This is a genomic window from Enterobacter sp. T1-1 (assembly GCF_000710795.1).
Lineage (GTDB): Bacteria > Pseudomonadota > Gammaproteobacteria > Enterobacterales > Enterobacteriaceae > Enterobacter > Enterobacter cloacae.
The window spans coordinates 197,524-220,121 of the sequence record NZ_JALW01000005.1 but is presented as its reverse complement, the minus strand read 5'-3'; the positions used below and the strand labels follow the sequence as shown (position 1 = coordinate 220,121).

23 protein-coding genes and 1 other annotated feature are annotated in these 22,598 nt (G+C 58.3%); of the genes, 12 read left to right on the top strand and 11 right to left on the bottom strand.

Annotation, left to right across the window (positions count from 1 at the left end):
• Positions 1 to 125: 125 nt before the first annotated feature.
• From aroH to AK59_RS0103380, 7 genes are all read left to right on the top strand, one after another.
• Positions 126 to 1,172, top strand: a complete 1,047-nt coding sequence (gene aroH / locus AK59_RS0103410; RefSeq protein ID WP_029882026.1) for a 3-deoxy-7-phosphoheptulonate synthase AroH — start codon at positions 126 to 128, stop codon at positions 1,170 to 1,172.
• A 209-nt stretch (positions 1,173 to 1,381) separates the two neighbouring features.
• Entirely contained in the window at positions 1,382 to 1,564 is a 183-nt protein-coding gene (gene hemP / locus AK59_RS0103405; RefSeq protein ID WP_020688348.1) for a hemin uptake protein HemP, read from the top strand.
• Between the two features lie 76 nt (positions 1,565 to 1,640).
• The gene (locus AK59_RS0103400) at positions 1,641 to 3,626 is read left to right on the top strand and encodes a TonB-dependent hemoglobin/transferrin/lactoferrin family receptor (protein WP_029882025.1); all 1,986 of its coding nucleotides are present in this window, start codon (positions 1,641 to 1,643) and stop codon (positions 3,624 to 3,626) included.
• Between the two features lie 45 nt (positions 3,627 to 3,671).
• On the top strand, positions 3,672 to 4,700 hold the full coding sequence (locus AK59_RS0103395) for a hemin-degrading factor (RefSeq protein ID WP_029882024.1): 1,029 nt from the start codon (positions 3,672 to 3,674) through the stop codon (positions 4,698 to 4,700).
• Complete coding sequence (locus AK59_RS0103390) at positions 4,697 to 5,518, top strand: heme/hemin ABC transporter substrate-binding protein (RefSeq protein ID WP_029882023.1); 822 nt, start codon at positions 4,697 to 4,699, stop codon at positions 5,516 to 5,518. Before AK59_RS0103395 ends, AK59_RS0103390 begins: the two co-directional genes overlap by 4 nt.
• Positions 5,518 to 6,510: a FecCD family ABC transporter permease gene (locus AK59_RS0103385; RefSeq protein WP_014831563.1), complete on the top strand. Its 993-nt coding sequence runs from the start codon at positions 5,518 to 5,520 to the stop codon at positions 6,508 to 6,510. The genes AK59_RS0103390 and AK59_RS0103385 overlap by 1 nt, the downstream gene beginning before the upstream one ends.
• On the top strand, positions 6,503 to 7,282 hold the full coding sequence (locus tag AK59_RS0103380; RefSeq protein WP_029882022.1) for a heme ABC transporter ATP-binding protein: 780 nt from the start codon (positions 6,503 to 6,505) through the stop codon (positions 7,280 to 7,282). Before AK59_RS0103385 ends, AK59_RS0103380 begins: the two co-directional genes overlap by 8 nt.
• Here the strand turns inward: AK59_RS0103380 and AK59_RS0103375 are convergent.
• Positions 7,249 to 8,172, bottom strand: coding sequence for a LysR family transcriptional regulator (locus tag AK59_RS0103375; RefSeq protein ID WP_032618377.1), 924 nt, complete (start codon positions 8,170 to 8,172; stop codon positions 7,249 to 7,251). The genes AK59_RS0103380 and AK59_RS0103375 overlap by 34 nt on opposite strands.
• A 140-nt stretch (positions 8,173 to 8,312) precedes the next feature.
• Between AK59_RS0103375 and AK59_RS0103370 the strand changes: the two genes are divergently transcribed.
• Genes AK59_RS0103370 through AK59_RS0103350 form a run of 5 tightly spaced genes read left to right on the top strand, consistent with a single transcriptional unit; the run spans position 8,313 to position 13,086 of the window.
• On the top strand, positions 8,313 to 9,020 hold the full coding sequence (locus tag AK59_RS0103370) for a CoA transferase subunit A (RefSeq protein WP_013096989.1): 708 nt from the start codon (positions 8,313 to 8,315) through the stop codon (positions 9,018 to 9,020).
• Positions 9,021 to 9,022: 2 nt separating this feature from the next.
• Positions 9,023 to 9,679, top strand: coding sequence for a CoA transferase subunit B (locus tag AK59_RS0103365; protein ID WP_020688356.1), 657 nt, complete (start codon positions 9,023 to 9,025; stop codon positions 9,677 to 9,679).
• A 9-nt stretch (positions 9,680 to 9,688) separates the two neighbouring features.
• Positions 9,689 to 10,870: an acetyl-CoA C-acetyltransferase gene (locus tag AK59_RS0103360; RefSeq protein ID WP_029882020.1), complete on the top strand. Its 1,182-nt coding sequence runs from the start codon at positions 9,689 to 9,691 to the stop codon at positions 10,868 to 10,870.
• Positions 10,871 to 10,913: 43 nt separating this feature from the next.
• Positions 10,914 to 12,305: a GntP family permease gene (locus AK59_RS0103355; RefSeq protein ID WP_013096992.1), complete on the top strand. Its 1,392-nt coding sequence runs from the start codon at positions 10,914 to 10,916 to the stop codon at positions 12,303 to 12,305.
• Positions 12,306 to 12,315: 10 nt separating this feature from the next.
• On the top strand, positions 12,316 to 13,086 hold the full coding sequence (locus AK59_RS0103350) for a 3-hydroxybutyrate dehydrogenase (protein ID WP_029882019.1): 771 nt from the start codon (positions 12,316 to 12,318) through the stop codon (positions 13,084 to 13,086).
• Positions 13,087 to 13,125: 39 nt separating this feature from the next.
• On the opposite strand, the gene selO is transcribed toward AK59_RS0103350, so the two are convergent.
• The 10 genes from selO to pheM all read right to left on the bottom strand — a co-directional run bounded on the left by selO (position 13,126) and on the right by pheM (position 22,461).
• A complete protein-coding gene (gene selO / locus AK59_RS0103345; RefSeq protein WP_029882018.1) occupies positions 13,126 to 14,568 on the bottom strand; it encodes a protein adenylyltransferase SelO in 1,443 nt (480 codons plus the stop codon).
• A 64-nt stretch (positions 14,569 to 14,632) separates the two neighbouring features.
• The gene (locus tag AK59_RS0103340; protein WP_020688361.1) at positions 14,633 to 15,343 is read right to left on the bottom strand and encodes an EAL domain-containing protein; all 711 of its coding nucleotides are present in this window, start codon (positions 15,341 to 15,343) and stop codon (positions 14,633 to 14,635) included.
• 293 nt (positions 15,344 to 15,636) lie between these two features.
• On the bottom strand, positions 15,637 to 16,101 hold the full coding sequence (locus tag AK59_RS0103335; RefSeq protein ID WP_029882017.1) for a C40 family peptidase: 465 nt from the start codon (positions 16,099 to 16,101) through the stop codon (positions 15,637 to 15,639).
• A gap of 74 nt (positions 16,102 to 16,175) precedes the next feature.
• A complete protein-coding gene (gene btuD / locus AK59_RS0103330) occupies positions 16,176 to 16,931 on the bottom strand; it encodes a vitamin B12 ABC transporter ATP-binding protein BtuD (RefSeq protein ID WP_032618375.1) in 756 nt (251 codons plus the stop codon).
• The gene (locus tag AK59_RS0103325) at positions 16,931 to 17,482 is read right to left on the bottom strand and encodes a glutathione peroxidase (protein WP_020688363.1); all 552 of its coding nucleotides are present in this window, start codon (positions 17,480 to 17,482) and stop codon (positions 16,931 to 16,933) included. The genes btuD and AK59_RS0103325 overlap by 1 nt, the downstream gene beginning before the upstream one ends.
• Before the next feature lie 22 nt (positions 17,483 to 17,504).
• Entirely contained in the window at positions 17,505 to 18,485 is a 981-nt protein-coding gene (btuC, locus tag AK59_RS0103320; protein WP_029882015.1) for a vitamin B12 ABC transporter permease BtuC, read from the bottom strand.
• A 103-nt stretch (positions 18,486 to 18,588) separates the two neighbouring features.
• Positions 18,589 to 18,888 carry an integration host factor subunit alpha gene (gene ihfA / locus AK59_RS0103315; RefSeq protein WP_013097001.1) on the bottom strand — a complete coding sequence of 100 codons (300 nt, stop codon included), beginning with the start codon at positions 18,886 to 18,888 and terminating at the stop codon, positions 18,589 to 18,591.
• Between the two features lie 4 nt (positions 18,889 to 18,892).
• Entirely contained in the window at positions 18,893 to 21,280 is a 2,388-nt protein-coding gene (gene pheT, locus AK59_RS0103310; RefSeq protein ID WP_029882014.1) for a phenylalanine--tRNA ligase subunit beta, read from the bottom strand.
• 15 nt (positions 21,281 to 21,295) lie between these two features.
• The gene (pheS, locus tag AK59_RS0103305; RefSeq protein WP_013097003.1) at positions 21,296 to 22,279 is read right to left on the bottom strand and encodes a phenylalanine--tRNA ligase subunit alpha; all 984 of its coding nucleotides are present in this window, start codon (positions 22,277 to 22,279) and stop codon (positions 21,296 to 21,298) included.
• A gap of 62 nt (positions 22,280 to 22,341) precedes the next feature.
• Positions 22,342 to 22,466, bottom strand: a sequence feature (Phe leader region).
• Complete coding sequence (gene pheM / locus AK59_RS1000000124895) at positions 22,417 to 22,461, bottom strand: pheST operon leader peptide PheM (RefSeq protein ID WP_001386830.1); 45 nt, start codon at positions 22,459 to 22,461, stop codon at positions 22,417 to 22,419. It overlaps the preceding feature by 45 nt.
• Positions 22,467 to 22,598 lie beyond the last annotated feature (132 nt).

The following is a 22,598-nucleotide window of genomic DNA, read 5'->3' as shown; positions in this document are numbered from 1 at the left end:
GTATCATCCACCACATCCTCGGGGCGGAGCCGCCCCGAACTTGCAATCAGCAGGGATTGGTTTAAGGTGATGCCCATCACTTCCCGGTAGTCTGCCGATGAAGCAAAAAATTTCTGAGACATTCCATGAATAAAACCGACGAACTCCGCACAGCGCGCATTGACAGCCTGGTTACACCGGCTGAACTGGCACAGCGGCATCCACTTTCCGCAGGCGTTGCGGAGCATGTTACGGCCTCGCGCCGACGCATTGAAAAAATTCTTAATGGTGAAGACAAACGTCTTCTGGTGGTAATTGGCCCCTGCTCGATCCATGACCTGGACGCGGCGATGGATTATGCAAAACGGCTACAGGGGCTGCGGGAAAAACACCAGCATCGCCTTGAGATCGTGATGCGGACCTACTTTGAAAAACCCCGCACCGTGGTGGGCTGGAAAGGATTAATTTCAGACCCCGACCTCAACGGCAGCTATCGCGTTAACCATGGGATTGAGCTGGCACGTAAGCTGCTTCTGCAGGTGAATGAGCTGGGCGTTCCCACGGCCACCGAGTTTCTCGATATGGTGACCGGCCAGTTTATCGCCGATCTGATCAGCTGGGGCGCGATTGGCGCGCGGACCACCGAGAGCCAGATCCACCGTGAAATGGCCTCTGCCCTCTCCTGCCCGGTCGGGTTTAAAAACGGAACCGATGGCAACACCCGGATTGCGGTCGATGCGATCCGCGCTGCGCGTGCCAGCCACATGTTCCTCTCGCCGGATAAGAGCGGCCAGATGACCATCTACCAGACCAGCGGTAACCCGTACGGGCATATCATTATGCGCGGCGGCAAGAAACCGAACTATCACGCCGGGGATATCGCCGCAGCCTGTGAAACGCTGGCCGAGTTCGATCTGCCGGAACATCTGGTGGTGGACTTCAGCCACGGTAACTGTCAGAAACAGCACCGTCGCCAGCTGGATGTCTGCGATGAGATCTGCCAGCAGATCCGCAGCGGTTCAAGCGCCATTGCGGGCATTATGGCCGAAAGCTTTATCCGCGAAGGCACGCAGAAAATCGTGTCGGGTCAGCCGCTGATTTACGGCCAGTCGATCACCGACCCGTGCCTGAGCTGGGAAGACAGCGAACTGCTGCTGGATAAGCTGGCGTCTGCGATCGATACGCGCTTCTAACCCCCCGCCGGGTGGCGCTGCGCTTACCCGGCCTACGATCCGTGCCCTTCTCCCTCTCCCTGTGGGAGAGGGTTGGGGTGAGGGCATCTGACCGCACTTCACCCACAAATTTGATCCTCTCACCCTTTTTTCACAAAAACGCTTGCCGCGAATTTGCAGTTTATTGATAATGATTATCATTGTTACATTGATTGTTATTTATAAACATTATGTCACGTACGGATAACACTGCGGCAACGCCGCCAAAAACAGACACAGCATCCGCCCCCGCCGAGCGTCGCATTGACAGCAAAACCCTGCTGGGCGATGAGGGACGGGTCATTATCGAGCATGACGGTCAACGCTACCTGCTGCGCCAGACCCATGCCGGAAAATTGATCCTCACAAAATAAACAACACAAAAACTCCGCCAGCCACCCAGGTGAACCCCAGGCAGCCAGCGCTTTCAATTCTTAATGGAGAGTTGCTATGCCACACCTGCCTTCCGCGCCTTTACGTCCGTCACTTCTGGCGCTAGCGATTGTCAGCACCCTGCCGGGCGTCGCGTTTGCTACCACAGATGAAATGACCGTGACCGCCACGGGTAACGCCCGTAGCGCCTTCGAAGCCCCCATGATGGTGAGCGTGATTGACGCCAGCACACCGGATAAACAAACTGCCAGCTCGGCAGCCGACCTGCTGCGTAACCTCCCCGGCCTGACGCTCGATGGCACCGGACGTACCAACGGCCAGGACGTTAACCTGCGCGGTTATGACCGTCGCGGCGTGCTGGTACTGGTTGACGGCGTGCGCCAGGGAACCGACACCGGCCACCTGAACAGCACGTTCCTCGATCCGGCGCTGATTAAACGTATCGAAGTGGTGCGCGGTCCGTCGGCCCTGCTATACGGCAGTGGCGCGCTGGGCGGTGTGATTGCCTATGACACCGTCGATGCCAAAGATCTGCTTGAGCCGGGTAAAAACAGCGGCTATCGCGTGTTCGCTACCGGTGCGACGGGCGATCACAGCATCGGCATGGGGGCCAGCGCCTATGGCCGCACCGATACCCTGGACGGGCTGGTCTCCTGGTCGAGCCGGGATCGTGGCGATCTGCGCCAGAGTGACGGCACCACCGCCCCGAACGACGAATCCATTCAGAACATGCTGGCGAAGGGCAGCTGGAAAATCGACGCGGCCCAGAGCCTGAGCGGCTCCCTGCGCTATTACAACAATGCCGCACAGGAGCCGAAAAACCCGCAAACCAGTACAGCAGACAGCAGCAGTAACCCGCTGACCGACCGTTCCACCATCCAGCGTGACGCGCAGCTCGGCTATCACCTTGCTCCACAGGGTAACGACTGGCTGAACGCCGACGCGAAAATTTACTGGTCCGAAGCACGTATCAACGCCCAGAACATCGACGGCAGCGGTGAGTTTCGCAAACAGACCACCAAAGGCGGCAAAGTGGAGAACCGCACCCGCCTGTTCAGCGATTCCTTTGCGTCGCACCTGCTGACCTACGGCGGTGAGTATTATCGTCAGGAGCAACGCCCGGGCGGGGCAACAACGGGCTTCCCGCAGGCACAAATCGATTTCAGCTCCGGCTGGCTGCAGGATGAAATCACCCTGCGCGACCTCCCCGTGACCCTTCTTGGCGGCACGCGCTACGACAACTACCGCGGCAGCAGCGACGGCTACAAGGATGTGGATGCCGATAAGTGGTCCTCCCGCGCCGGGTTAACCGTCAGCCCGACCGACTGGTTGATGCTGTTCGGCTCTTACGCGCAGGCGTTCCGCGCGCCAACCATGGGCGAAATGTATAACGACGCCAAACACTTCTCCATTGGCCGCTTCTATACCAACTACTGGGTGCCTAACCCCAATCTGCGCCCGGAAACCAACGAAACGCAGGAGTATGGTTTTGGTCTGCGCTTTGATGATCTGATGCTGGCCAACGATGCGCTGGAGTTTAAAGCCAGCTATTTCGATACCAACGCCAAAGACTACATCTCCACCACCGTCGATTTTGCGGCGGCGACCACCATGTCATATAACGTCCCGAACGCCAAAATCTGGGGCTGGGACGTGATGGCGAAATACTCCGCCGACCTGTTCAACCTCGACCTCGCCTATAACCGCACGCGCGGAAAAGATACCGACACGGGCGAGTATATTTCCAGCATCAACCCGGATACCGTCACCAGCAAGCTGGATATTCCGCTGGCACAAAGCGGCTTCTCCGTCGGCTGGATCGGTACCTTTGTCGATCGCTCAACGCACATCAGCAGCAGCTACAGTGAGCAACCCGGCTACGCGGTTAATGATTTCTACGTGAGCTACACCGGCCAGGCGCAGCTTAAAGGCGTTACCACGACGCTGGTGCTGGGCAATGCCTTCGACAAACAATACTGGTCGCCACAGGGCATTCCGCAGGATGGTCGAAACGGGAAGATTTTCGTCAGTTATCAATGGTAATCCCCGCCCCGGCTGCCCGGGGCAATGCTTTGAGAGGAAAAGACAATGAATCACTACACACGCTGGCTTGAGCTAAAAGACGAAAATCCGGGTAAGTACGCGCGCGACATTGCAGGTTTAATGAACATCAGCGAAGCCGAGCTGACCTTCGCCCGTGTGGGCCATGACGCCTGGCGCCTGCGCGGTGACGTCCGCGAGATCCTGGCCGCGCTGGAAGCGGTGGGCGAAACCAAATGCATCTGCCGCAACGACTACGCCGTTCACGAGCAGGTCGGCGCCTTTACCCATCAACACCTGAGCGGCCACGCTGGGCTGATCCTCAACCCGCGCGCGCTGGATCTGCGCCTGTTCCTTAACCAGTGGGCGAGCGTATTTCATATCAGCGAGGCCACCGCCCACGGCGAGCGGCAGAGCATTCAGTTCTTCGACCACCAGGGCGACGCCCTGCTGAAGGTTTACGCCACGGATAACACCGACCTCACCGCCTGGGGCGATCTGCTCACCCGCTTTATCTTTGCCGGGAATCCGCCGCTGGCGTTGAAAACGGCCGATGTCCCGGCTCACGCTGAAAACCCGGACGCCTCGCTCGTGGACACAGAGTGGCGTGCCATGACCGACGTGCATCAGTTCTTCAGCCTGCTCAAGCGCCACAACCTCAGCCGTCAACAGGCGTTTCGCCTGGTGGGCGACGATCTGGCCTGCAGGGTCGACAACACCGCACTGGCCCAGCTGCTGGAAACGGCACGCCAGGACGGGAACGAAATTATGATTTTCGTCGGCAACCGCGGCTGCGTGCAGATCTTCACCGGCGTGGTGGAAAAACTGATGCCGATGAAGGGCTGGCTGAACATCTTCAACCCGGCTTTCACCCTGCATCTGCTGGAAGGCGCCATCGCCGAATCCTGGGTCACGCGCAAACCGACGGCTGACGGACATGTCACCAGCCTGGAGCTGTTTGCCGCCGACGGCACGCAGATTGCCCAGCTGTACGGCCAGCGGAGTGAAGGCGAACCCGAGCAGAGCCAGTGGCGCAGCCAGATCGACGCCTTAACAGCAAAAGGGCTGGCCGCATGAAAAAATGGCTTGCCCTGATCAGCGCCCTGCCGCTGCTGGCATTTGCTGCGCCGCAGGAGAAAATCGTCGCGCTCGGCGGCGACGTCACCGAGATTGTCTATGCGCTCGGCGCTGCGTCTTCGCTGGTGGCACGCGACAGCACCAGCCAGTGGCCACAGGCGGCGAACACGCTGCCGGACGTGGGCTATCTGCGCCAGCTGAATGCCGAAGGCATTTTGTCCATGCGCCCCACGCTGGTGCTGGCCAGTGCACAGGCACAGCCGTCTCTGGCGTTAAAACAGGTAGAGCAGAGTCACGTCAGGGTGATCACCGTTCCGGCAGGCAATGACCTCAGTGTTATCGATGAAAAGGTTCGGGTTATCGCTGAGGCGACGCACCGCGAGGCAGAAGGGAAAACCCTGCGCAACTCGCTGCGTCAGGCGCTGTCGGCGCTTCCCGTGTCACCGCTCAATAAACGGGTGCTGTTTATTCTCAACCACGGCGGGATGACCGCGATGGCCGCCGGGCAACAAACCGCAGCGGATGCTGTCATTCGTGCGGCAGGGCTGCAGAACGCGATGCAGGGCTTCACTCGCTATCAGCCGCTGTCTCAGGAAGGCGTTATCGCCAGTCAGCCCGACCTGGTGGTGATCTCGCAGGATGGCGTGAACGCTCTGGGTGGGGCGGATGCGGTGTGGCAACTGCCCGGTCTGGCGCAAACGCCAGCGGGACGTCACCGGCAGATGCTGGCCATCGACGATATGGCGCTGCTGGGCTTTAGCGTGCGAACGCCACAGGCGATCCAGCAGTTACGCCGTAAAGCGGAGCAACTGCCCTGATGTCCCGACGCGCCGTACTGGCATTGTGGTTGCTGGCCGCGCTGCTGGCCGTCATGACGCTGGCGGCCAGCGGTGTGGGCGCGTTGCGCCTGCCGGTCAGCCTGCTGTGGACCGGCAGCGACGACGCGCTGCGTCAGATCTGGCTGACGATCCGCCTGCCCCGCGTGCTGCTGGCGCTGGCAATCGGCGGCTCACTGGCGCTGGCGGGCTGTGTGATGCAGGGACTGTTTCGTAACCCGCTGGCCGATCCGGGCCTGCTGGGGATCAGCAGCGGCGCAGCACTCGCCGTTGCGCTGTGGGTGGTTATTCCGCTCTCGCTGCCCGCGCTGGTGATGCTGTACGCCCCGATGCTGGCGGCGTTTCTCGGCGCGCTGGCCGCCACATTCGTCATTTTCCTGCTCAGCCGGCAGCGTGACAGTTCCCTGTCGCGACTGCTGCTGGTGGGGATTGCCATCAATGCCCTGTGCGGGGCGGCCGTCGGCGTGCTGTCATGGCTCAGTAATGATGCCCAGCTTCGCCAGCTCTCACTCTGGGGCATGGGCAGCCTCGGTCAGGCCCAGTGGTCAACGCTGCTGGCCGTCTGCTCGCTGATGGTTCCCACCGTGCTGGTTATCTGGCGTCTGGCTGGCGCGCTTAATTTGCTGCAGCTTGGCGAAGAAGAGGCGCACTACCTCGGGGTGGAGGTAGCCGTTGTGCAGCGGCTCCTGCTGCTGTGCAGCGCCCTGCTGGTGGCCGCCGCGGTGGCCGTCAGCGGCGTCATCGGCTTTGTTGGCCTGGTGGTGCCACACCTGGTGCGCATGTGGCTGGGGGCCGACCACCGGGCGGTGATCCCCGGCTCGGTGCTAGCCGGTGCGTTACTGCTGCTGGCTGCCGATACGCTGGCGCGTACCCTGGTCGCCCCGGCGGAAATGCCGGTCGGTTTATTGACCAGCCTTCTCGGTGCGCCGTGGTTCCTGTGGCTTATCTTTCGTCGCGGAGGTGCGCATGGCTGAACGCTACTGTGCGGAAAATATTGTCTTTCACGCCGGACAACGGACGCTGATCGACGACGTGTCGCTGACCCTCTCTCAGGGCGAACTGGTGGCGTTGATTGGCCCCAACGGTGCCGGGAAATCGACCTTGTTACGCCTGCTTACCGGCTATCTCAAACCCGCGAGCGGACGGTGCAGTCTGGCGGGAACGGCGCTTGCGGCCTGGCCGCCGGACAGACTCTCCCGCTACCGGGCGGTCATGCGCCAGAATACCCAGCTCGGATTCGACTGGCCGGTAGAAGCGGTGATCGGGATGGGGCGTGCGCCGTGGACGCGCCGCCCTGAGGCGTCGTTGATTGAGGAGGTGATGGCCATCTCCGGCTGTTTACCGCTGGCGGGCAGGCAGTTTGCGGCGCTCTCCGGCGGGGAGCAGCAACGCGTTCAACTCGCCCGCGCGCTGGCACAGCTCTGGTGCGACGGTGCGCCGCGCGGCTGGCTGTTTCTGGATGAACCCACGTCCGCGCTGGATCTTTACCACCAGCAGCATCTGCTGCGCCTGCTCTCTTCCCTGACCCGTCGGGGGCATCTGCATGTCTGTGTGGTGCTGCACGATCTCAATCTGGCGGCGCTGTGGGCGGATCGGATCCTGCTGTTACATAACGGCAAAATGGCCGCTCAGGGGGCCCCGGAGGCGGTTCTGCAGGCCGATACGCTGACGCGCTGGTACGGCGCGCAAGTGCACGTTGGCCGACACCCGGCTCATGCCGCGCCGCAGGTGTTTCTCGCCCCCTGATCGGGCTGATAAAAATCTTTCAGGGTTTCCAGCAGGGCATGCGCCGCTTTTGAGAGCTGCGTATGCCCCGGATGGATCACCCCGATACACTTTTCTATCGGCGGGCTGTCCAGCGGAATGCAGACCGCACCCAGCGATGTCATCTGCGCCTCGCACAGCGCCGGTACGGCACTGCCGCCCAGCCCGCTGGCGACCATCCTTCCTACCGTCACCAGCTGATGGCTCTCCAGCGCCACCTCCAGCTTGCGGCCGCTACGGGCCAGCTCCTCTTCCATCATCAGGCGCACCGCCGAGGGGCGCTGCAGGGTAATGAAATCCAGCGTCAGCAGTTCATTCCAGGAGAGGCGTTTTTTCATCGTAAGGGGGGACGCTTTCGGCACAATGGCGACAAACCGGTCGAGGCCCAGCGGCGTAAACAGCAGGTTATGCGTCGGCGCCGGTTCAAAGGCGATCCCCATTTCGACCCGCCCTTCCCGCACCATCTCAATCACCTGTTCGTTGATGACATCATGCACGGTGACGTTGATCCCGGCATGGCGATCGCGAAACGCTTTCAGCACCTCCGGCAGGACGTTAGCCGCAAACGACGGCATGGCCGCGACCGAGATTTTGCCGCGCTGCAGCGTAAAGCACTGGTGCATTGCCTCTTCCACGTTATCCCAGTCAGCCAGCAGCTGCCGCGCCATCGGTAAAAAGGTTTCGCCCTCCTGCGTCAGGGTGACCTTACGCGTGCTTCGCTGCAGCAGCGGGCCCCCCAGCGCATCCTCCAGCCCTTTAATCGTCAGGCTGAGGGCTGGCTGAGAAAGATTTAACCGTTCGCTGGCGTGCGCAAAATTGAGAGTGTGAGCTACCGCTAAAAACGCGCGTAACTGTTTGACACTCATTCTCATTTTTCATCCTGTTAACTAATTGAAAAAATTTAGTTAACAGGAAATTAATAAAAAAACCAAATGAGTGAGTCACAAATTCAAAATTAACAAAAGAGTCGTCGCCCCCAATGATACCGCCACGGACAACAGGAGGGATGGCTATGGCAGGACTGGATAAACGCGTCGGCAGCTATGCGCAGGCGCTGGAGGGGCTGGCGGACGGGATGACATTGCTGGCGGGCGGCTTTGGCCTGTGCGGTATTCCTGAAAATCTGATTGCGGAAGTCAAACGCCGTCAGGTGCAGGGCCTGACGGTGGTATCGAACAACTGCGGCGTGGATGGTTTCGGGCTCGGGCTGCTGCTGGAGACGCGCCAGGTGCGGAAGGTGGTGGCGTCTTACGTCGGCGAGAACGCGCTGTTCGAACAGCAGGTGCTGAGCGGCGAGCTGGAGGTTGAGCTGACGCCCCAGGGCACGCTGGCCGAAAAGGTGCGCGCGGGCGGGGCCGGTATTCCGGCATTTTACACGGCCACCGGCTATGGCACGCCCGTGGCCGCCGGGAAAGAGGTACGTCAGTTTGCCGGTAAGCACTACATCCTTGAAGAGGCCATTACCGGCGATTTTGCGCTGATCAAAGGCTGGAAAGCGGACTGGTACGGCAACGTCATCTACCGCCACACCGCGCAAAATTTCAACCCGCTAATGGCCACCGCAGGACGGATAACCGTGGTGGAGGTGGAAGAGATTGTCCCGCCGGGTGAGCTGCCGCCGTCCGCCATTCACACCCCGGGAATTTACGTCGACAGGCTGATTGTCGGCCAGTTTGAGAAACGCATTGAACAGCGCACGCTGCGCGCAGAGGGAGTCTGACCATGTTAACCCGCGAACAGATGGCCATGCGCGTCGCCCGCGAGCTGCGCGACGGTTACTACGTCAACCTGGGGATCGGTATCCCGACGCTGGTGGCGAACTACATCCCGGCCGGCATGGACGTGATGCTCCAGTCAGAAAACGGACTGCTGGGGATGGGGGAATTTCCCGATGCGCAGAGCCTTGATGCCGACATGATTAACGCTGGTAAGCAGACCGTTACCGCACGAACCGGTGCCGCCATTTTCGACTCGGCCCAGTCCTTCGCCATGATCCGGGGGGGGCACGTCGACCTCACGGTGCTCGGGGCGTTTGAGGTGGACGTGGAAGGCAACATCGCCTCGTGGATGATCCCCGGAAAGATGGTGAAAGGCATGGGCGGCGCCATGGATCTTGTCGCCGGGGCGCAGAACATCATTGTCGTGATGACCCACGCGTCGAAGAGCGGTGAGTCCAAACTGCTGTCGCGCTGCACGCTACCGCTCACCGGCGTGGGCTGCATCCGCCGGGTGTTAACCGACCTGGCCCTGCTGGAAATTAAAGACGGTGCGTTCATTCTGCGTGAATACGCCCCCGGCGTCGGCATTGACGAGATCGTCAGCAAAACTGCCGGAAAAATCATCGTGGCGGACGACGTTCGCGAAATGCGCTTTAGCTGAGGACTCAACATGAAAAACGTCATGATAGTCGGGGCAACGCGAACGCCGATTGGCAGTTTTCGCGGTTCGCTCTCTCCCCTTTCCGCCGTTGAACTTGGTGCTGTCGCGGTGCGCCGCCTGCTTGAGGAGAGCTCGCTTTCGGCAGGTGACACAGACGAACTGATTTTTGGGCAGGTGCTGACGGCAGGCTGCGGACAAAACCCGGCACGTCAGACGGCTATCGCCGCCGGGCTGCCCGTCAGTACCCCTGCCACCACGGTCAATCTGGTCTGCGGCGCGGGGCTGAAGGCGGTACAGCTTGCGGCACAGGCTATCCGCTGTGGAGACGCAGAGGTGGTGATCGCGGGCGGTCAGGAGAGCATGAGCAATGCCCCTTACCTACTGGATGGCGCCCGTTCCGGGCTGCGTCTTGGCCACACGGGCCTGCAGGACAGCATGATCGTCGATGGCCTGTGGGATGCGTTTAACGATTACCACATGGGGATCACTGCGGAAAACGTCGCCCGGCAGCACGGCATTTCACGCGAGCAGCAGGATGCCTTCGCCGCCGGGTCACAGCAAAAGGCGGCGTCTGCCATCGAATCTGCTCGCTTTGAGGCCGAGATTACCCCGGTAACGGTGAAACAGGGCAAGAAGCCGCCATTGGTGATTCGTCATGACGAACAACCCCGGCCAGGAACCACCGCAGAACAGCTTGCGCAACTGCGCCCCGCGTTTCGCCAGGAGGACGGCACGGTCACGGCGGGGAATGCCTCCACCCTGAACGATGGCGCCGCCGCGGTGTTGCTGATGAGCGAAGAAAAAGCACAGGCGAGCGGACTACCGGTGCTGGGCCGGATCGTGAGCTACGCCGTTACCGGGGTTGACCCGTCCGTAATGGGCATCGGCCCCGTCAGCGCCTGCCAGACCGCGCTGGCGCGGGCAGGCTGGACGCTGGATGAGGTGGATCTCATCGAAGCCAACGAAGCTTTTGCCGCGCAGGCGCTGGCGGTTGGTAACCTGCTTGGCTGGGATGCGCGCAAGGTGAATGTTAACGGTGGCGCTATCGCGCTGGGCCATCCGATTGGTGCATCCGGCTGTCGGATCCTTGTGACGCTGCTGCATGAGATGCAGCGCCGTGACGCCAAAAAAGGGCTGGTCACTCTGTGCATAGGCGGCGGGCAAGGCATTGCGCTGACCGTCGAGCGTTAAACCTCTCGTGAGTACCCGAATATAACAACAGTAAGGAGTCGCAATGAGTGTGTTAATTGCCCTGGCGGCGCTGGCGCTGCTGATGCTGGCGGCCTATCGCGGATATAGCGTTATTCTTTTTGCGCCCATTGCGGCGCTGGGTGCCGTGCTGTTAACCGACCCGGGCGCTGTCGGCCCGACTTTTACTGGCCTGTTTATGGAAAAGATGGTGGGCTTCGTCAAGCTCTACTTCCCGGTGTTCCTGCTGGGCGCCGTGTTTGGCAAGCTGATTGAACTCTCCGGCTTCTCACGCTCCATTGTTGCCGCAGCGATTCAAATCCTTGGCCGCCGCCACGCCATTCCGGTGATTGTGCTGGTCTGCGCGCTGTTAACCTACGGCGGCGTGTCGCTCTTTGTGGTGGCGTTTGCCGTTTATCCTTTCGCCGCCGAACTGTTTCGCCAGAGCGGGATCCCCAAACGGCTGATCCCGGCGACCGTGGCGCTGGGGGCGTTCTCGTTCACCATGGACGCCCTGCCCGGCACGCCGCAGATCCAGAATATTATCCCCACCAGCTTCTTCGGCACTAATGCCTGGGCTGCCCCCTGGCTGGGGCTGATTGGCTCGCTGTTTATTATCTGCTTTGGCCTGCTCTGGCTGGAGCGCCAGCGGCGGAAAGCGCTCAATAACAATGAAGGTTACGGCACGGATCTGAAAAACGAACCGGAAACGCCGGACAACATTAACCTTCCCCATCCGCTGATTGCAATTTCCCCCCTGCTGGTGGTGGGGATCCTCAACCTGCTGTTTACCCGCTGGATCCCCGGCTGGTATGGCACCAGCCACGAGCTGACCCTGCCCGGGCTGGCAAAGCCGATTGTGACCGAGGTCAGCAAGATCACCGCCATCTGGGCCGTGGAAGCTGCGCTGATTTCCGGTATCGTGCTGGTGCTGATCTTTGGCTTTCGCAACATCCGGGGACGTCTGGCGGAAGGCAGCCGGACGGCAGTGAGCGGCGCGATCCTGGCGGCGATGAATACCGCTTCGGAATATGGTTTCGGTGCAGTTATCGCCGCCCTGCCCGGCTTTCTGGTCTTATCCCACGCGCTGGCGGCTATTCCGAACCCGTTACTGAATGAAGCGATCAGCGTGACCGTTCTCGCCGGGATCACCGGTTCGGCTTCAGGTGGGATGAGCATTGCGCTGGCGGCCATGGCAGACAGCTTTGTCGCCGCCGCCCATGCCGCGAATATTCCGCTGGAGGTCCTGCACCGGGTGGCTTCTATGGCCAGCGGTGGCATGGATACACTCCCCCATAACGGCGCGGTGATTACGCTGCTGGCCATCACCGGTCTTAGCCATCGTCAGGCCTATGGCGGTATTTTCGCCATCACGATCATCAAAAGTCTGGCGGTGCTTTTTGTCATTGCCGTGTTCTATCTCACCGGCATTGTGTAAGGAGAATAAAATGAATCTGAACGGTAAAACGGCGCTGGTGACCGGCTCGACCAGCGGTATTGGTCTGGGCATCGCCCGCGTACTGGCAAAGGCCGGAGCGCAGCTGATCCTCAACGGTTTTGGCGACAGTGACGCAGCAAGAGAAGAGATCGCCCGGCTGGGGAAAAAACCGGGCTATCACGATGCAGATCTGCGTGACACCCTGCAAATCGACGCGATGATGCGCTACGCCGACACGCAGTTCGGCGGAGTGGATATTCTTATCAATAATGCCGGGATACAGCATGTCGCCCCGGTTGAGGCGTTCCCGGTGGAGAAATGGAACGACATTATTGCCATTAACCTGTCGTCGGTGTTTCACACCAGCCGACTGGCGCTGCCTGCAATGCGCGAGAAAAACTGGGGACGCATCATTAATATCGCCTCCGTGCATGGGCTGGTGGCATCAAAAGAGAAGTCAGCCTATGTCGCCGCCAAGCATGGGGTGGTCGGTTTTACAAAATCCCTGGCGCTGGAGACTGCCCGCACCGGTATTACCGCTAACGCCATCTGCCCGGGATGGGTGCTTACGCCGCTGGTTCAGCAGCAGATCGACAAACGTATCGCAGAAGGTGTGCCTGCGGATCGGGCGCGCGAGCAGTTGCTTGCGGAGAAACAGCCATCAGGAGAGTTTGTTACGCCAGAACAGCTGGGTGAACTGGCGCTGTTTTTATGTAGCGACAGCGCCGTGCACGTGCGGGGCGCGGCGTGGAATATGGACGGCGGGTGGGTCGCCCAGTGACGTATCGGCCGGGCAAGCCTGTGCTTCCCGGCCATAACATTAGCTTGAGCAGCTGACCTCCAGCCGCTTGCCCCAGTCAGGCGGGCGGCTGACATAATCGTCGTCCCGGTCGGCAAACGGCGTGCGCAACGCTACGTGCAGCCGGTGTAATTCCGCATATTCACCTTGCTCCGCCTGCTCAATCGCCCGCTGCGCCAGCCAGTTGCGCAAGACCATCGCCGGGTTCGCCGCGTTCATCTGCGCCTGCCGGGTCGCGTCATCCACCTGCTCTTGTTGCAGGCGCGCGCGGTAAGTGGCAAACCAGTCGTCAAACGCCTGTCGGTCGATAAACTCATCGCGCAGCGGTGAGGCGGGGCTATGCTGCTCTGTCTGGCCGAGCATACGGAAGGTACGGGTATAGTCGCTGCCCTCACGCGCCATGAGCGCAAACAAGCCATTCAGAATAGTGTTATCGCCCTTCTCCTGCGTCATCAGCCCCAGCTTGTTGCGCATCAGCGTGCCGTATTCGCGCAGCAATGTCTCCTGATAGCCGTCGAGCGCATCATTCAGGGCATCAACGTCGATAAACGGCGACAGGGATTGCGCCAGACGCTGCAGATTCCACAGCCCCACCGCCGGCTGATTGTCAAAGCTGTAGCGCCCCTGATAGTCCGAGTGGTTGCAGATATACCCCGGCTGGTAGTCATCGAGAAAACCAAACGGACCGTAATCAAAGGTCAGCCCCAGAATTGACATGTTGTCGGTATTCATCACGCCATGAGCAAAGCCTACGGACTGCCAGCGGGCAATCATGATTGCCGTGCGGGCAACCACATCCCGGAACCAGAGGTGGTATTTGTCGGCCTCGTCCTGTAACTGCGGCCAGTGCCGTCGGATGGCGTAATCGGCAAGCTGGCGTACTTTTTCCGGCTCGCGGCGATAATAAAAGTGTTCAAAATGGCCGAAACGCAGATGGCTTTGCGCAATGCGCATCAGCATCGCGCCTTTTTCTACCGTTTCGCGGACCACCGGAGTGTCACTGGTCACTATCGTCAGCGCGCGCGTGGTGGGAATACCCAGCGCATGCATCGCTTCCGACGCCAGACTTTCACGAATGGTTGAGCGCAGTACCGCGCGCCCGTCGCCCATGCGTGAATAGGGTGTGAGACCCGCCCCTTTCAGGTGCCAGTCGACCGTCTCTCCGCCGGGAAGCTGTTGTTCGCCGAGCAGGATCCCACGGCCGTCCCCCAGCTGTCCCGCCCAGACGCCAAACTGGTGTCCGCTATAGACCTGAGCGAGGGGCTGCATGCCATCGAGCAGCGTTTCCCCTCCCCAGACGCCCGCGCCGTCTGAAGGCTGGAACATTTCCGGTGGGATAGCCAGGTCGTTCGCCAGCCAATCGTTATGCCAGACAAGACGGGAATGATGTAATGGTGTTGGTTTGAGTGCGGTATAAAAACCCGGCAACTCGTCATGCCAGTGCGCAGTAAAAGACAGGGTCATAAGTCCTCCTGCTTTTAGTGTAGAGGGTTTACCCGGACTTAAACACGGGCGAAAGAAAGGGTTATCACTGAACCAGCGTGGTGACGCGCTCTGCAGTTACGGCAGGCCACAGCGCCCCCTGCATGGCACCAAAGTTGAAGGATAAAACGCGCTGCAACAGGGCATGATCGTCAATACCGGCGACGAGCACAGACTGACAATGTGACGTTATTTGCCACAGAATAGCACGCATAAAGGGCTCAAAAGAAAGCGCTGCCGCGTGCTGCTGGATAAACCCTTTGTCCAGAATGACACGTTTAAACAAACCATCATAAACGGCTTTAAGCGAGGCTTCACCGGCACCAAAGTTTGCCAGTACCAGCGGAAAATGAATCGCCATTCTCGCCAGTTCAGGATCGTCTTTTCCGTTATTTAAACCTGGATAATTCTCATTAACAGTAAACTCAAGAAACGGATAACGCTCAAGTATTGAAACAGCGTTCCCATTACTTAATAAAAACTCAACTATTACAGGTGTAATATTGATCCATGCAATTAACTGATGCTGAATAAAAAACAGTTTGCAGGTATCAAGCAATTGCAGTTTTTCTTGAAACAGCGCTAACTCTTCTGCCGGTGTCAGACGTGGGATAACGAGTTCAGTGGGGATCCGTACATCGCTGCCGACGCCAGTAAAGTTAACCGTCACCTCTAATCCTTTAAGCTCACCGGCATTATTGCGGGCAGGCTGGAGCAACAGTTCAGACTGGTAGGCATTATCTAACGTAATAATCATTGCACTCGCCCCGCATTAAAGATGAGAGAGGACATCCTGGAGCAATTGCTGACACAATTCCACTGTCTTGATTTTAATAAGTTTAATTTCATTAGATCCGTATTAATTTTCAGATTTATCCCTGAATCTAAAATAATCTTATCCTGGTTGCTGCGTAATAGCCAGTTTTAGATAAAACAGACACATAAGGACATAAGTAATTTGTTGTAAATTTAACTTTAATCATCTTATTTGCAAAAAAACGGCATGGTTTAATTGTGCCATGCCGTCAGAAATGCGTGGTCGGTGGCGGACTAAATACGTCGTGCCTGCCAGAAATTTTTACGCCAGTAAACATTATCGAGCGAAGAACGCATCACCCCACGACTGGTCGAGGCATGAATAAACTGGTTATCCGTATCATAAATGCCAACATGCAGACCACTATCACCCGAGCCGGTTTTGAAAAAAACCAGGTCGCCGGGTAACAACTCATCTTTATCAATTTCGGTACCGATTTCAGCCTGTTTGCGCGTTTCGCGTGGAAGTTGCAAATCAAACTTATCCCGGAACGTCATCAGCACAAAGCCGGAGCAATCCACCCCACCGCGACTCATGCCACCGTAGCGATACGGTGTCCCGCGCCAGTTGCTCAGCTGATCGTTCAGGCTGGCAATCACAGTGATTGAATCTGAGAGTCGTGGGTTAGGCGGCGGTGCGCGATGGCTACTGCATCCCGCAAGAAATAACGCTGCCACCATGAGAAACCAGAATCGCATGTCCAGACGAATCCTCTGCTTTTTTTATTCTTTTCGTAATTTAGCGTGCAATGGCGCTAACAGGCAAGAAACGGTTACTCGTGTGCGGTAGAAATCAGCATCTTATGCCCTTCGATATCCAGCCTGCGGAACGGCATATGGTAAGCACGAGCGAGATTTGGCGGCGTAAGGACGCTATCGCGCGTGCCGCTGGCAATCATCTTCCCGCGCGCCAGAAGCCAGACGCTGTGCGCATGGCGCAGCGTATGGTTCAGGTCATGGCTGCTCATCACCACGGCAATGCCTTGTTGACACAGCGCGCTGAGGAGCGTGTCCAGCGCCGCCTGTTGCGCCACGTCCAGACCGCTCATCGGCTCGTCCAGCAACAACAGTCGCCCGTGAGGGTTGCCCGCCGGATGGATCTGAAGGATCACCGCCGCCAGACGGACGCGCTGCCACTCGCCACCGGAAAGCTGGCTGGCATGCCGGGAAAGTTTGTCCTCTAACCCCAACGCCGCCGCCACTTCGGTGAGCAGCGCGGTCTGCTGTTTATCGTGCAGATGCAGCATCAGATAGTGCCAGACCGGCATCGCAAACGGCGGGACCTGCTGCTGAACAAGGTAGCTCCGCCGGTGCGCCAGCGCGACCGCCGACCAGTCACTCAGGGGGCTATCGAGCAAGGTGATCGAGCCTGGCCCGACGGTCAGCCCCGCCATGCGCGCCAGCAGAGTACTCTTCCCTGCCCCGTTCGGCCCCACCAGATGCAGGATTTCACCTGCACGGATGGCCGCCGTCACCGGCTCCAGACGCCCCGTCTCGGCAACGTCCGTGAGCTGCATCAGCTGCGTCATTATTTCGCCAGCGCCAGCTTGATTGACTCCATGACGATAGGATCTTCAGGCGTCATATCCGGAGAAAAACGCTGAACGACCTGGCCGTCACGACCAATCAGGAATTTTTCGAAATTCCACAGGATGTCGTCCGGATAGAGCGGTGCTCGCCCTTTGCTGGCCATACGCTCATAAAAGCCGCTGCCTTCCGGTGCCACGGCGGTCGGCGCGGCGGCCACCAGTTTGGCATACAGCGGGTGACGATTTTCGCCATTCACATCAATTTTGCTGAACATCGGGAACGTCACGCCATAGGTGGTGCTGCAAAACGTTTTGATCTCCTCTTCGCTGCCCGGCTCCTGACCCAGGAACTGATTGCACGGGAAGCCCAGTACGGTAAAGCCGTCTTTCTCCCAGGCTTTCTGAATGTTCTCCAGCTGCTCGTACTGCGGCGTCAGACCACATTTAGACGCCACGTTCACAATGAGCAACACGTTGCCTTTGTAGCGTTCCAGGGTGGTTTTGTCCCCGTCGATGGTGGTCACTTCGGTATTCAGAATATCAGACTGCATAGCATTTCCTCAGGTTATCGATTTAACGTCCAGCTTTTAATAGTAGCCAGATAAACACCGGCGCGCCCAGCGTGGCGGTGACCACACCGATGGGCAACTCAGCGGCGTTCAGGGCGAGCCTGGCGATGATATCCGCCACCAGCAGCATTGCCGCACCAGCCACTGCCGAGGCGGGAAGTAAGATTCGATGGTCGGTGATGCCACACAGACGCAGCATGTGCGGGATAACCAGCCCGATAAAGCCAATCGCCCCCGCCAGCGCCACGCTCACTCCCACCAGCCAGCCGATTGCAATCACCAGCGCGTTGCGCCAGACGCCAATCGGCATCCCGAGCTGGCGGGCTGAGGTTTCACCAAGAGCGAGAATATTCAGCGGCTGCGACTGCACGCCCGCCCACAGTATGACCGGGACCAGCAGCACCATCAGCCAGCCCTGCCGCCAGTCTACGCCGCCAAACCCGCCCATCATCCAGTACATCAGCTGACGCAGATCGAACGAGGTGGAGAAGTAGACCGCCCAGGTCATCAACGCGCTGCAGATGATCCCCAACGCAACCCCGGCAAGCAGCAGCCGACTGGTTGATAAATGGCGTCGTGCGAAGCGCAGAAGAATGAGGGTGATCAGCAATGCCCCGAGAATGGCGCTGAGGCTAACACCCCAGGGGGAAAGCGCCCCACCGCCGAGCATCACCGCGGCAATCAGCCCTACACCGGCGCCATTTGAGACACCGAGCAGCCCCGGCTCTGCCAGAGGGTTTTCAAACAACGCCTGCATAATGGTGCCTGAGAGCGCCAGCGCGGCACCGACCAGGATCACCGCCAGCGTGCGCGGCAGACGAATTTGCCAGACGAAAAGCTGCCCTTCAGGACCAAACCAGCGTACCGGGCTTAGCCACTGGTCGCCAGCACACAGGCTGAAACCGGCGGCAACAAAAAGCAGCAGCACCAGCAAAAGCAGGCGACGTCGATCGGAACGCTGTTGGCGATGGGCAAAATCAAGCATGTGTACGGTTTTATTAGCGTGAGATGTAATTGATTTTACGGCGGGTTTGCCAGCGAGAGCAAAGAAAAAAGGCCGCGAGAGCGGCCTTTTTAGTTAGTTCATATTACTCTGTTTTGGGCGTTGCGTTTTCGACACGGCTTTTTAACTTCTGTCCGGGTCTGAAGGTCACCACGCGGCGGGCTGTAATGGGAATATCTTCCCCCGTCTTCGGGTTACGGCCCGGACGTTGGTTTTTGTCTCGCAAATCAAAATTGCCAAAGCCGGAGAGTTTTACCTGCTCACCATTTTCCAGAGCACGACGGATCTCTTCGAAAAACAGCTCTACCAGCTCTTTGGCATCCCGTTTGCTAAGCCCAAGCTTATCAAACAGATATTCTGACATTTCAGCTTTTGTAAGCGCCATAGGTTCAATCCCTCAATGATGCCTGGAATCGCTCTTTTAATGCCTCTACACATTTGGCGACGGTAGCGGCAATCTCCTCTTCTTCGAGTGTACGGCTGGTATCCTGAAGGATAAGGCTGATAGCGAGGCTCTTGAAACCTTCTGCTACGCCCTTGCCGCGGTACACGTCAAATAAGTTTACGCCAACTACCTGATTTACGCCAACTTTCTTACACTCGGCCAAAATATCTGCTGCAGGCACGTTTTCAGCGACCACAACCGCGATATCACGGCGGTTTGCCGGGAAGCGAGAGACGTCCTGCGCCTGTGGAATCACGCGGTCTGCAACCGGACTCCATTCCAGCTCAAACACGATGGTACGGCCGTTCAGGTCCAGTTTACGTTCCAGCTCAGGATGAACAACGCCAATAAAACCAATGCGTTTGCCCGCTAAATAGATAGCCGCACTTTGGCCCGGATGGAGTGCCGGAATGGCTTCTGCACGGAATTCAATTTCAGATAATTTACCGGTCAGATCGAGAATCGCTTCCAGATCGCCCTTCATATCGTAGAAATCAACCGTGCCTTTTGCCAGGTCCCAGTGCTCTTCATAGCGATTACCGCTGATGGCGCCAGCCAGCATGAGATCCTGACGGATGCCTAAATTTGCCTGATTATCCGGCACAAAGCGCAAACCGCTTTCGAAAATTCGCACACGGTTTTGCTGACGATTCTGGTTGTAGACAATCGTGCCCAGCAGGCCGGTCCACAGAGACAGGCGCATTGCCGACATCTCGCTGGAGATCGGGCTTGGCAGGATCAGCGCTTCCTGGCCTGGATGGATCAGCTGCTGCAGCTTAGGATCGACAAAGCTGTAGGTGATCACTTCCTGATAACCTTTGTCGTTCAGCATGGTTTTCACACGCTTCAGGGAGAGATCGGCTTCACGGTGGGAGCCCATCACCAGACCGGCCTGTACCGGCTCGTCAGGGATGTTATTGTAGCCGTAGACGCGGGCCACTTCTTCCACCAGATCTTCTTCAATCTCCATGTCGAAACGCCATGATGGCGCAACGGCTTTCCACTCGTCCTGCCCTTCCGTCACGTCGCAACCCAGACGCTTCAGAATACCGGTGACCTGTGCATCGGCAACGTGGTGGCCAATCAGGCGATCCAGCTTGCTGCGACGCAGGGTAATGGTCGCGCGCTTCGGCAGCGTGCCTTCGTTGGTTACATCAATAACCGGGCCCGCTTCGCCGCCGCAGATGTCGATCAGCAGACGGGTCGCACGTTCCATCGCTTTGTACTGCAGCGCCGGGTCAACGCCACGCTCGTAGCGGTGAGAGGCATCGGTGTGCAGACCATGACGACGCGCACGACCGGTAATAGAGAGCGGGCTGAAGAAGGCACATTCCAGCAGAACGTTTTGCGTTTCATCGTTCACGCCAGAGTGTTCGCCACCGAAGATCCCGCCCATCGCCAGCGCCTTGCCGTGATCGGCAATCACCAGCGTGTCGGCATTCAGTTTTGCTTCGCTGCCGTCCAGCAGAACCAGGGTTTCACCCTCTTTTGCCATACGCACGATAATCCCGCCGTCGATACGATCTTTATCGAACGCGTGCATTGGCTGACCCAGTTCCAGCAGAACATAGTTGGTCACGTCAACAACCGCATCAATAGAACGGATACCGCAGCGACGCAGTTTTTCTTTCATCCACAGCGGGGTTGGCGCTTTGACGTTGATACCTTTCACCACACGACCGAGGTAGCGTGGGCAGGCTTCAGGCGCGTCTACCTGAATAGGCAGGACGTCACTGATGGTAGCAGCAACCGGGACGATCTCCGGCACGTTCAGTTCGGTCTGGTTCAGCACCGCAACATCGCGAGCCACGCCGATAATCCCTAAGCAGTCCGCACGGTTTGGCGTCACGCTGATTTCGATGGTGTTGTCATCGAGCTTAAGGTACTCGCGGATATCGGTGCCGATTGGCGCATCCAGCGGCAGTTCAATAATGCCGCTGTGATCATCGGAAATACCCAGCTCGGAGAACGAGCACAGCATGCCTTCAGACGGCTCGCCGCGCAGTTTGGCCGCTTTAATTTTGAAATCGCCCGGCAGCACAGCGCCGACAGTCGCCACGGCCACTTTCAGGCCCTGACGGCAGTTTGGCGCGCCGCAGACGATATCCAGCAGACGATCGCCACCCACATTAACTTTGGTGACGCGCAGTTTATCAGCGTTAGGGTGCTGACCGCATTCAACCACTTCGCCCACAACCACGCCGGTGAAGGCGCCAGAAACCGGCTCTACACCGTCAACTTCCAGACCCGCCATGGTGATCTGGTTGGAAAGCGCTTCGCTGTCCAGCGTGGTGTTCACCCATTCGCGTAACCACAGTTCACTGAATTTCATTGTTCTGTCCTGCCCTTATTTAAACTGTTTGAGGAAACGCAGATCGTTTTCGAAGAATGCACGCAAATCGGTCACGCCATAACGCAGCATGGTCAGACGCTCCATGCCCATCCCGAACGCAAAGCCGGAGTAAACTTCCGGGTCGATACCCACGTTGCGCAGTACGTTAGGATGCACCATGCCGCAGCCCAGCACTTCCAGCCATTTGCCGTTTTTGCCCATCACGTCCACTTCCGCAGACGGTTCGGTGAACGGGAAATAGGACGGACGGAAACGAACCTGCAGATCTTCCTCAAAGAAGTTGTTCAGGAAGTCGTGCAGCGTGCCTTTCAGGTTGGTGAAGCTGATGTTTTTATCAACGATCAGCCCTTCCATCTGGTGGAACATTGGGGTGTGGGTCTGATCGTAATCGTTACGGTAGACGCGGCCCGGTGCAATGATACGGATCGGGGGTTCCTGCTCCTTCATGGTACGGATCTGTACGCCGGAGGTCTGAGTACGCAGCAGACGGGTGGCGTCGAACCAGAAAGTGTCGTGGTCAGCACGTGCCGGATGATGGCCTGGAATGTTCAGAGCGTCGAAGTTATGGTAATCATCTTCGATTTCCGGGCCAGTCGCCACGGTAAAGCCGAGCTCACCGAAGAAACTTTCAATACGATCGATGGTACGAGTCACCGGATGCAGGCCACCGTTTTCGATGCGGCGCCCAGGCAGAGAAACATCGATCGTCTCTGCCGCCAGACGCGCATTCAGCACGGCACTTTCCAGCGCCGCTTTACGCGCGTTCAGAGCCTGTTGCACCTGCTCTTTGGCTTCGTTTATCACCGCACCGGCTGCCGGGCGCTCTTCCGGCGGCAACTCACGCAGGGTAGTCATTTGAAGGGTCAGATGCCCTTTCTTACCCAGATATTCGACGCGGACATTGTCTAACGCGGCAACATCTGAGGCCTGATTAATGGCGGCTGTTGCACTGGCAACCAGCTCTGCGAGATGTGACATGATTTTCCTCATTATGTCGGTACAGACACCGATTTGGTGGACGTATTCTCTCAAATTCAGGCACAAAAAAAGCCTCCATCGGGAGGCTTATCTGGCGCTGTTTTTCGTTTCATCTTTCACGCGCTAGCCTCCTGAAGTCAGGTGCTAAAGTAAAAGAAGAAGCGGAAAATAGCAGCATTCATGCTTGCGTTACCTTGTGTGGTAAAAACCGTTAAGACCTTATTGAAAAGCCTGCACGGATAAAAGTCAATCTTCTGATAAGGTTATACCCTAAATAATTCGGAACGAACGCAGCCAACGCAGGTACAGCTTGAAGTAT

Bases quoted from the DNA above. Each gene is read 5' to 3' on its own strand.
- aroH (WP_029882026.1), top strand. From the start codon at position 126: ATGAATAAAACCGACGAACTCCGCACAGCGCGCATTGACAGCCTGGTT.
- hemP (WP_020688348.1), top strand. From the start codon at position 1,382: ATGTCACGTACGGATAACACTGCGGCAACGCCGCCAAAAACAGACACA.
- AK59_RS0103400 (WP_029882025.1), top strand. From the start codon at position 1,641: ATGCCACACCTGCCTTCCGCGCCTTTACGTCCGTCACTTCTGGCGCTA.
- AK59_RS0103395 (WP_029882024.1), top strand. From the start codon at position 3,672: ATGAATCACTACACACGCTGGCTTGAGCTAAAAGACGAAAATCCGGGT.
- AK59_RS0103390 (WP_029882023.1), top strand. From the start codon at position 4,697: ATGAAAAAATGGCTTGCCCTGATCAGCGCCCTGCCGCTGCTGGCATTT.
- AK59_RS0103385 (WP_014831563.1), top strand. From the start codon at position 5,518: ATGTCCCGACGCGCCGTACTGGCATTGTGGTTGCTGGCCGCGCTGCTG.
- AK59_RS0103380 (WP_029882022.1), top strand. From the start codon at position 6,503: ATGGCTGAACGCTACTGTGCGGAAAATATTGTCTTTCACGCCGGACAA.
- AK59_RS0103375 (WP_032618377.1), bottom strand. From the start codon at position 8,172: ATGAGAATGAGTGTCAAACAGTTACGCGCGTTTTTAGCGGTAGCTCAC.
- AK59_RS0103370 (WP_013096989.1), top strand. From the start codon at position 8,313: ATGGCAGGACTGGATAAACGCGTCGGCAGCTATGCGCAGGCGCTGGAG.
- AK59_RS0103365 (WP_020688356.1), top strand. From the start codon at position 9,023: ATGTTAACCCGCGAACAGATGGCCATGCGCGTCGCCCGCGAGCTGCGC.
- AK59_RS0103360 (WP_029882020.1), top strand. From the start codon at position 9,689: ATGAAAAACGTCATGATAGTCGGGGCAACGCGAACGCCGATTGGCAGT.
- AK59_RS0103355 (WP_013096992.1), top strand. From the start codon at position 10,914: ATGAGTGTGTTAATTGCCCTGGCGGCGCTGGCGCTGCTGATGCTGGCG.
- AK59_RS0103350 (WP_029882019.1), top strand. From the start codon at position 12,316: ATGAATCTGAACGGTAAAACGGCGCTGGTGACCGGCTCGACCAGCGGT.
- selO (WP_029882018.1), bottom strand. From the start codon at position 14,568: ATGACCCTGTCTTTTACTGCGCACTGGCATGACGAGTTGCCGGGTTTT.
- AK59_RS0103340 (WP_020688361.1), bottom strand. From the start codon at position 15,343: ATGATTATTACGTTAGATAATGCCTACCAGTCTGAACTGTTGCTCCAG.
- AK59_RS0103335 (WP_029882017.1), bottom strand. From the start codon at position 16,101: ATGCGATTCTGGTTTCTCATGGTGGCAGCGTTATTTCTTGCGGGATGC.
- btuD (WP_032618375.1), bottom strand. From the start codon at position 16,931: ATGACGCAGCTGATGCAGCTCACGGACGTTGCCGAGACGGGGCGTCTG.
- AK59_RS0103325 (WP_020688363.1), bottom strand. From the start codon at position 17,482: ATGCAGTCTGATATTCTGAATACCGAAGTGACCACCATCGACGGGGAC.
- btuC (WP_029882015.1), bottom strand. From the start codon at position 18,485: ATGCTTGATTTTGCCCATCGCCAACAGCGTTCCGATCGACGTCGCCTG.
- ihfA (WP_013097001.1), bottom strand. From the start codon at position 18,888: ATGGCGCTTACAAAAGCTGAAATGTCAGAATATCTGTTTGATAAGCTT.
- pheT (WP_029882014.1), bottom strand. From the start codon at position 21,280: ATGAAATTCAGTGAACTGTGGTTACGCGAATGGGTGAACACCACGCTG.
- pheS (WP_013097003.1), bottom strand. From the start codon at position 22,279: ATGTCACATCTCGCAGAGCTGGTTGCCAGTGCAACAGCCGCCATTAAT.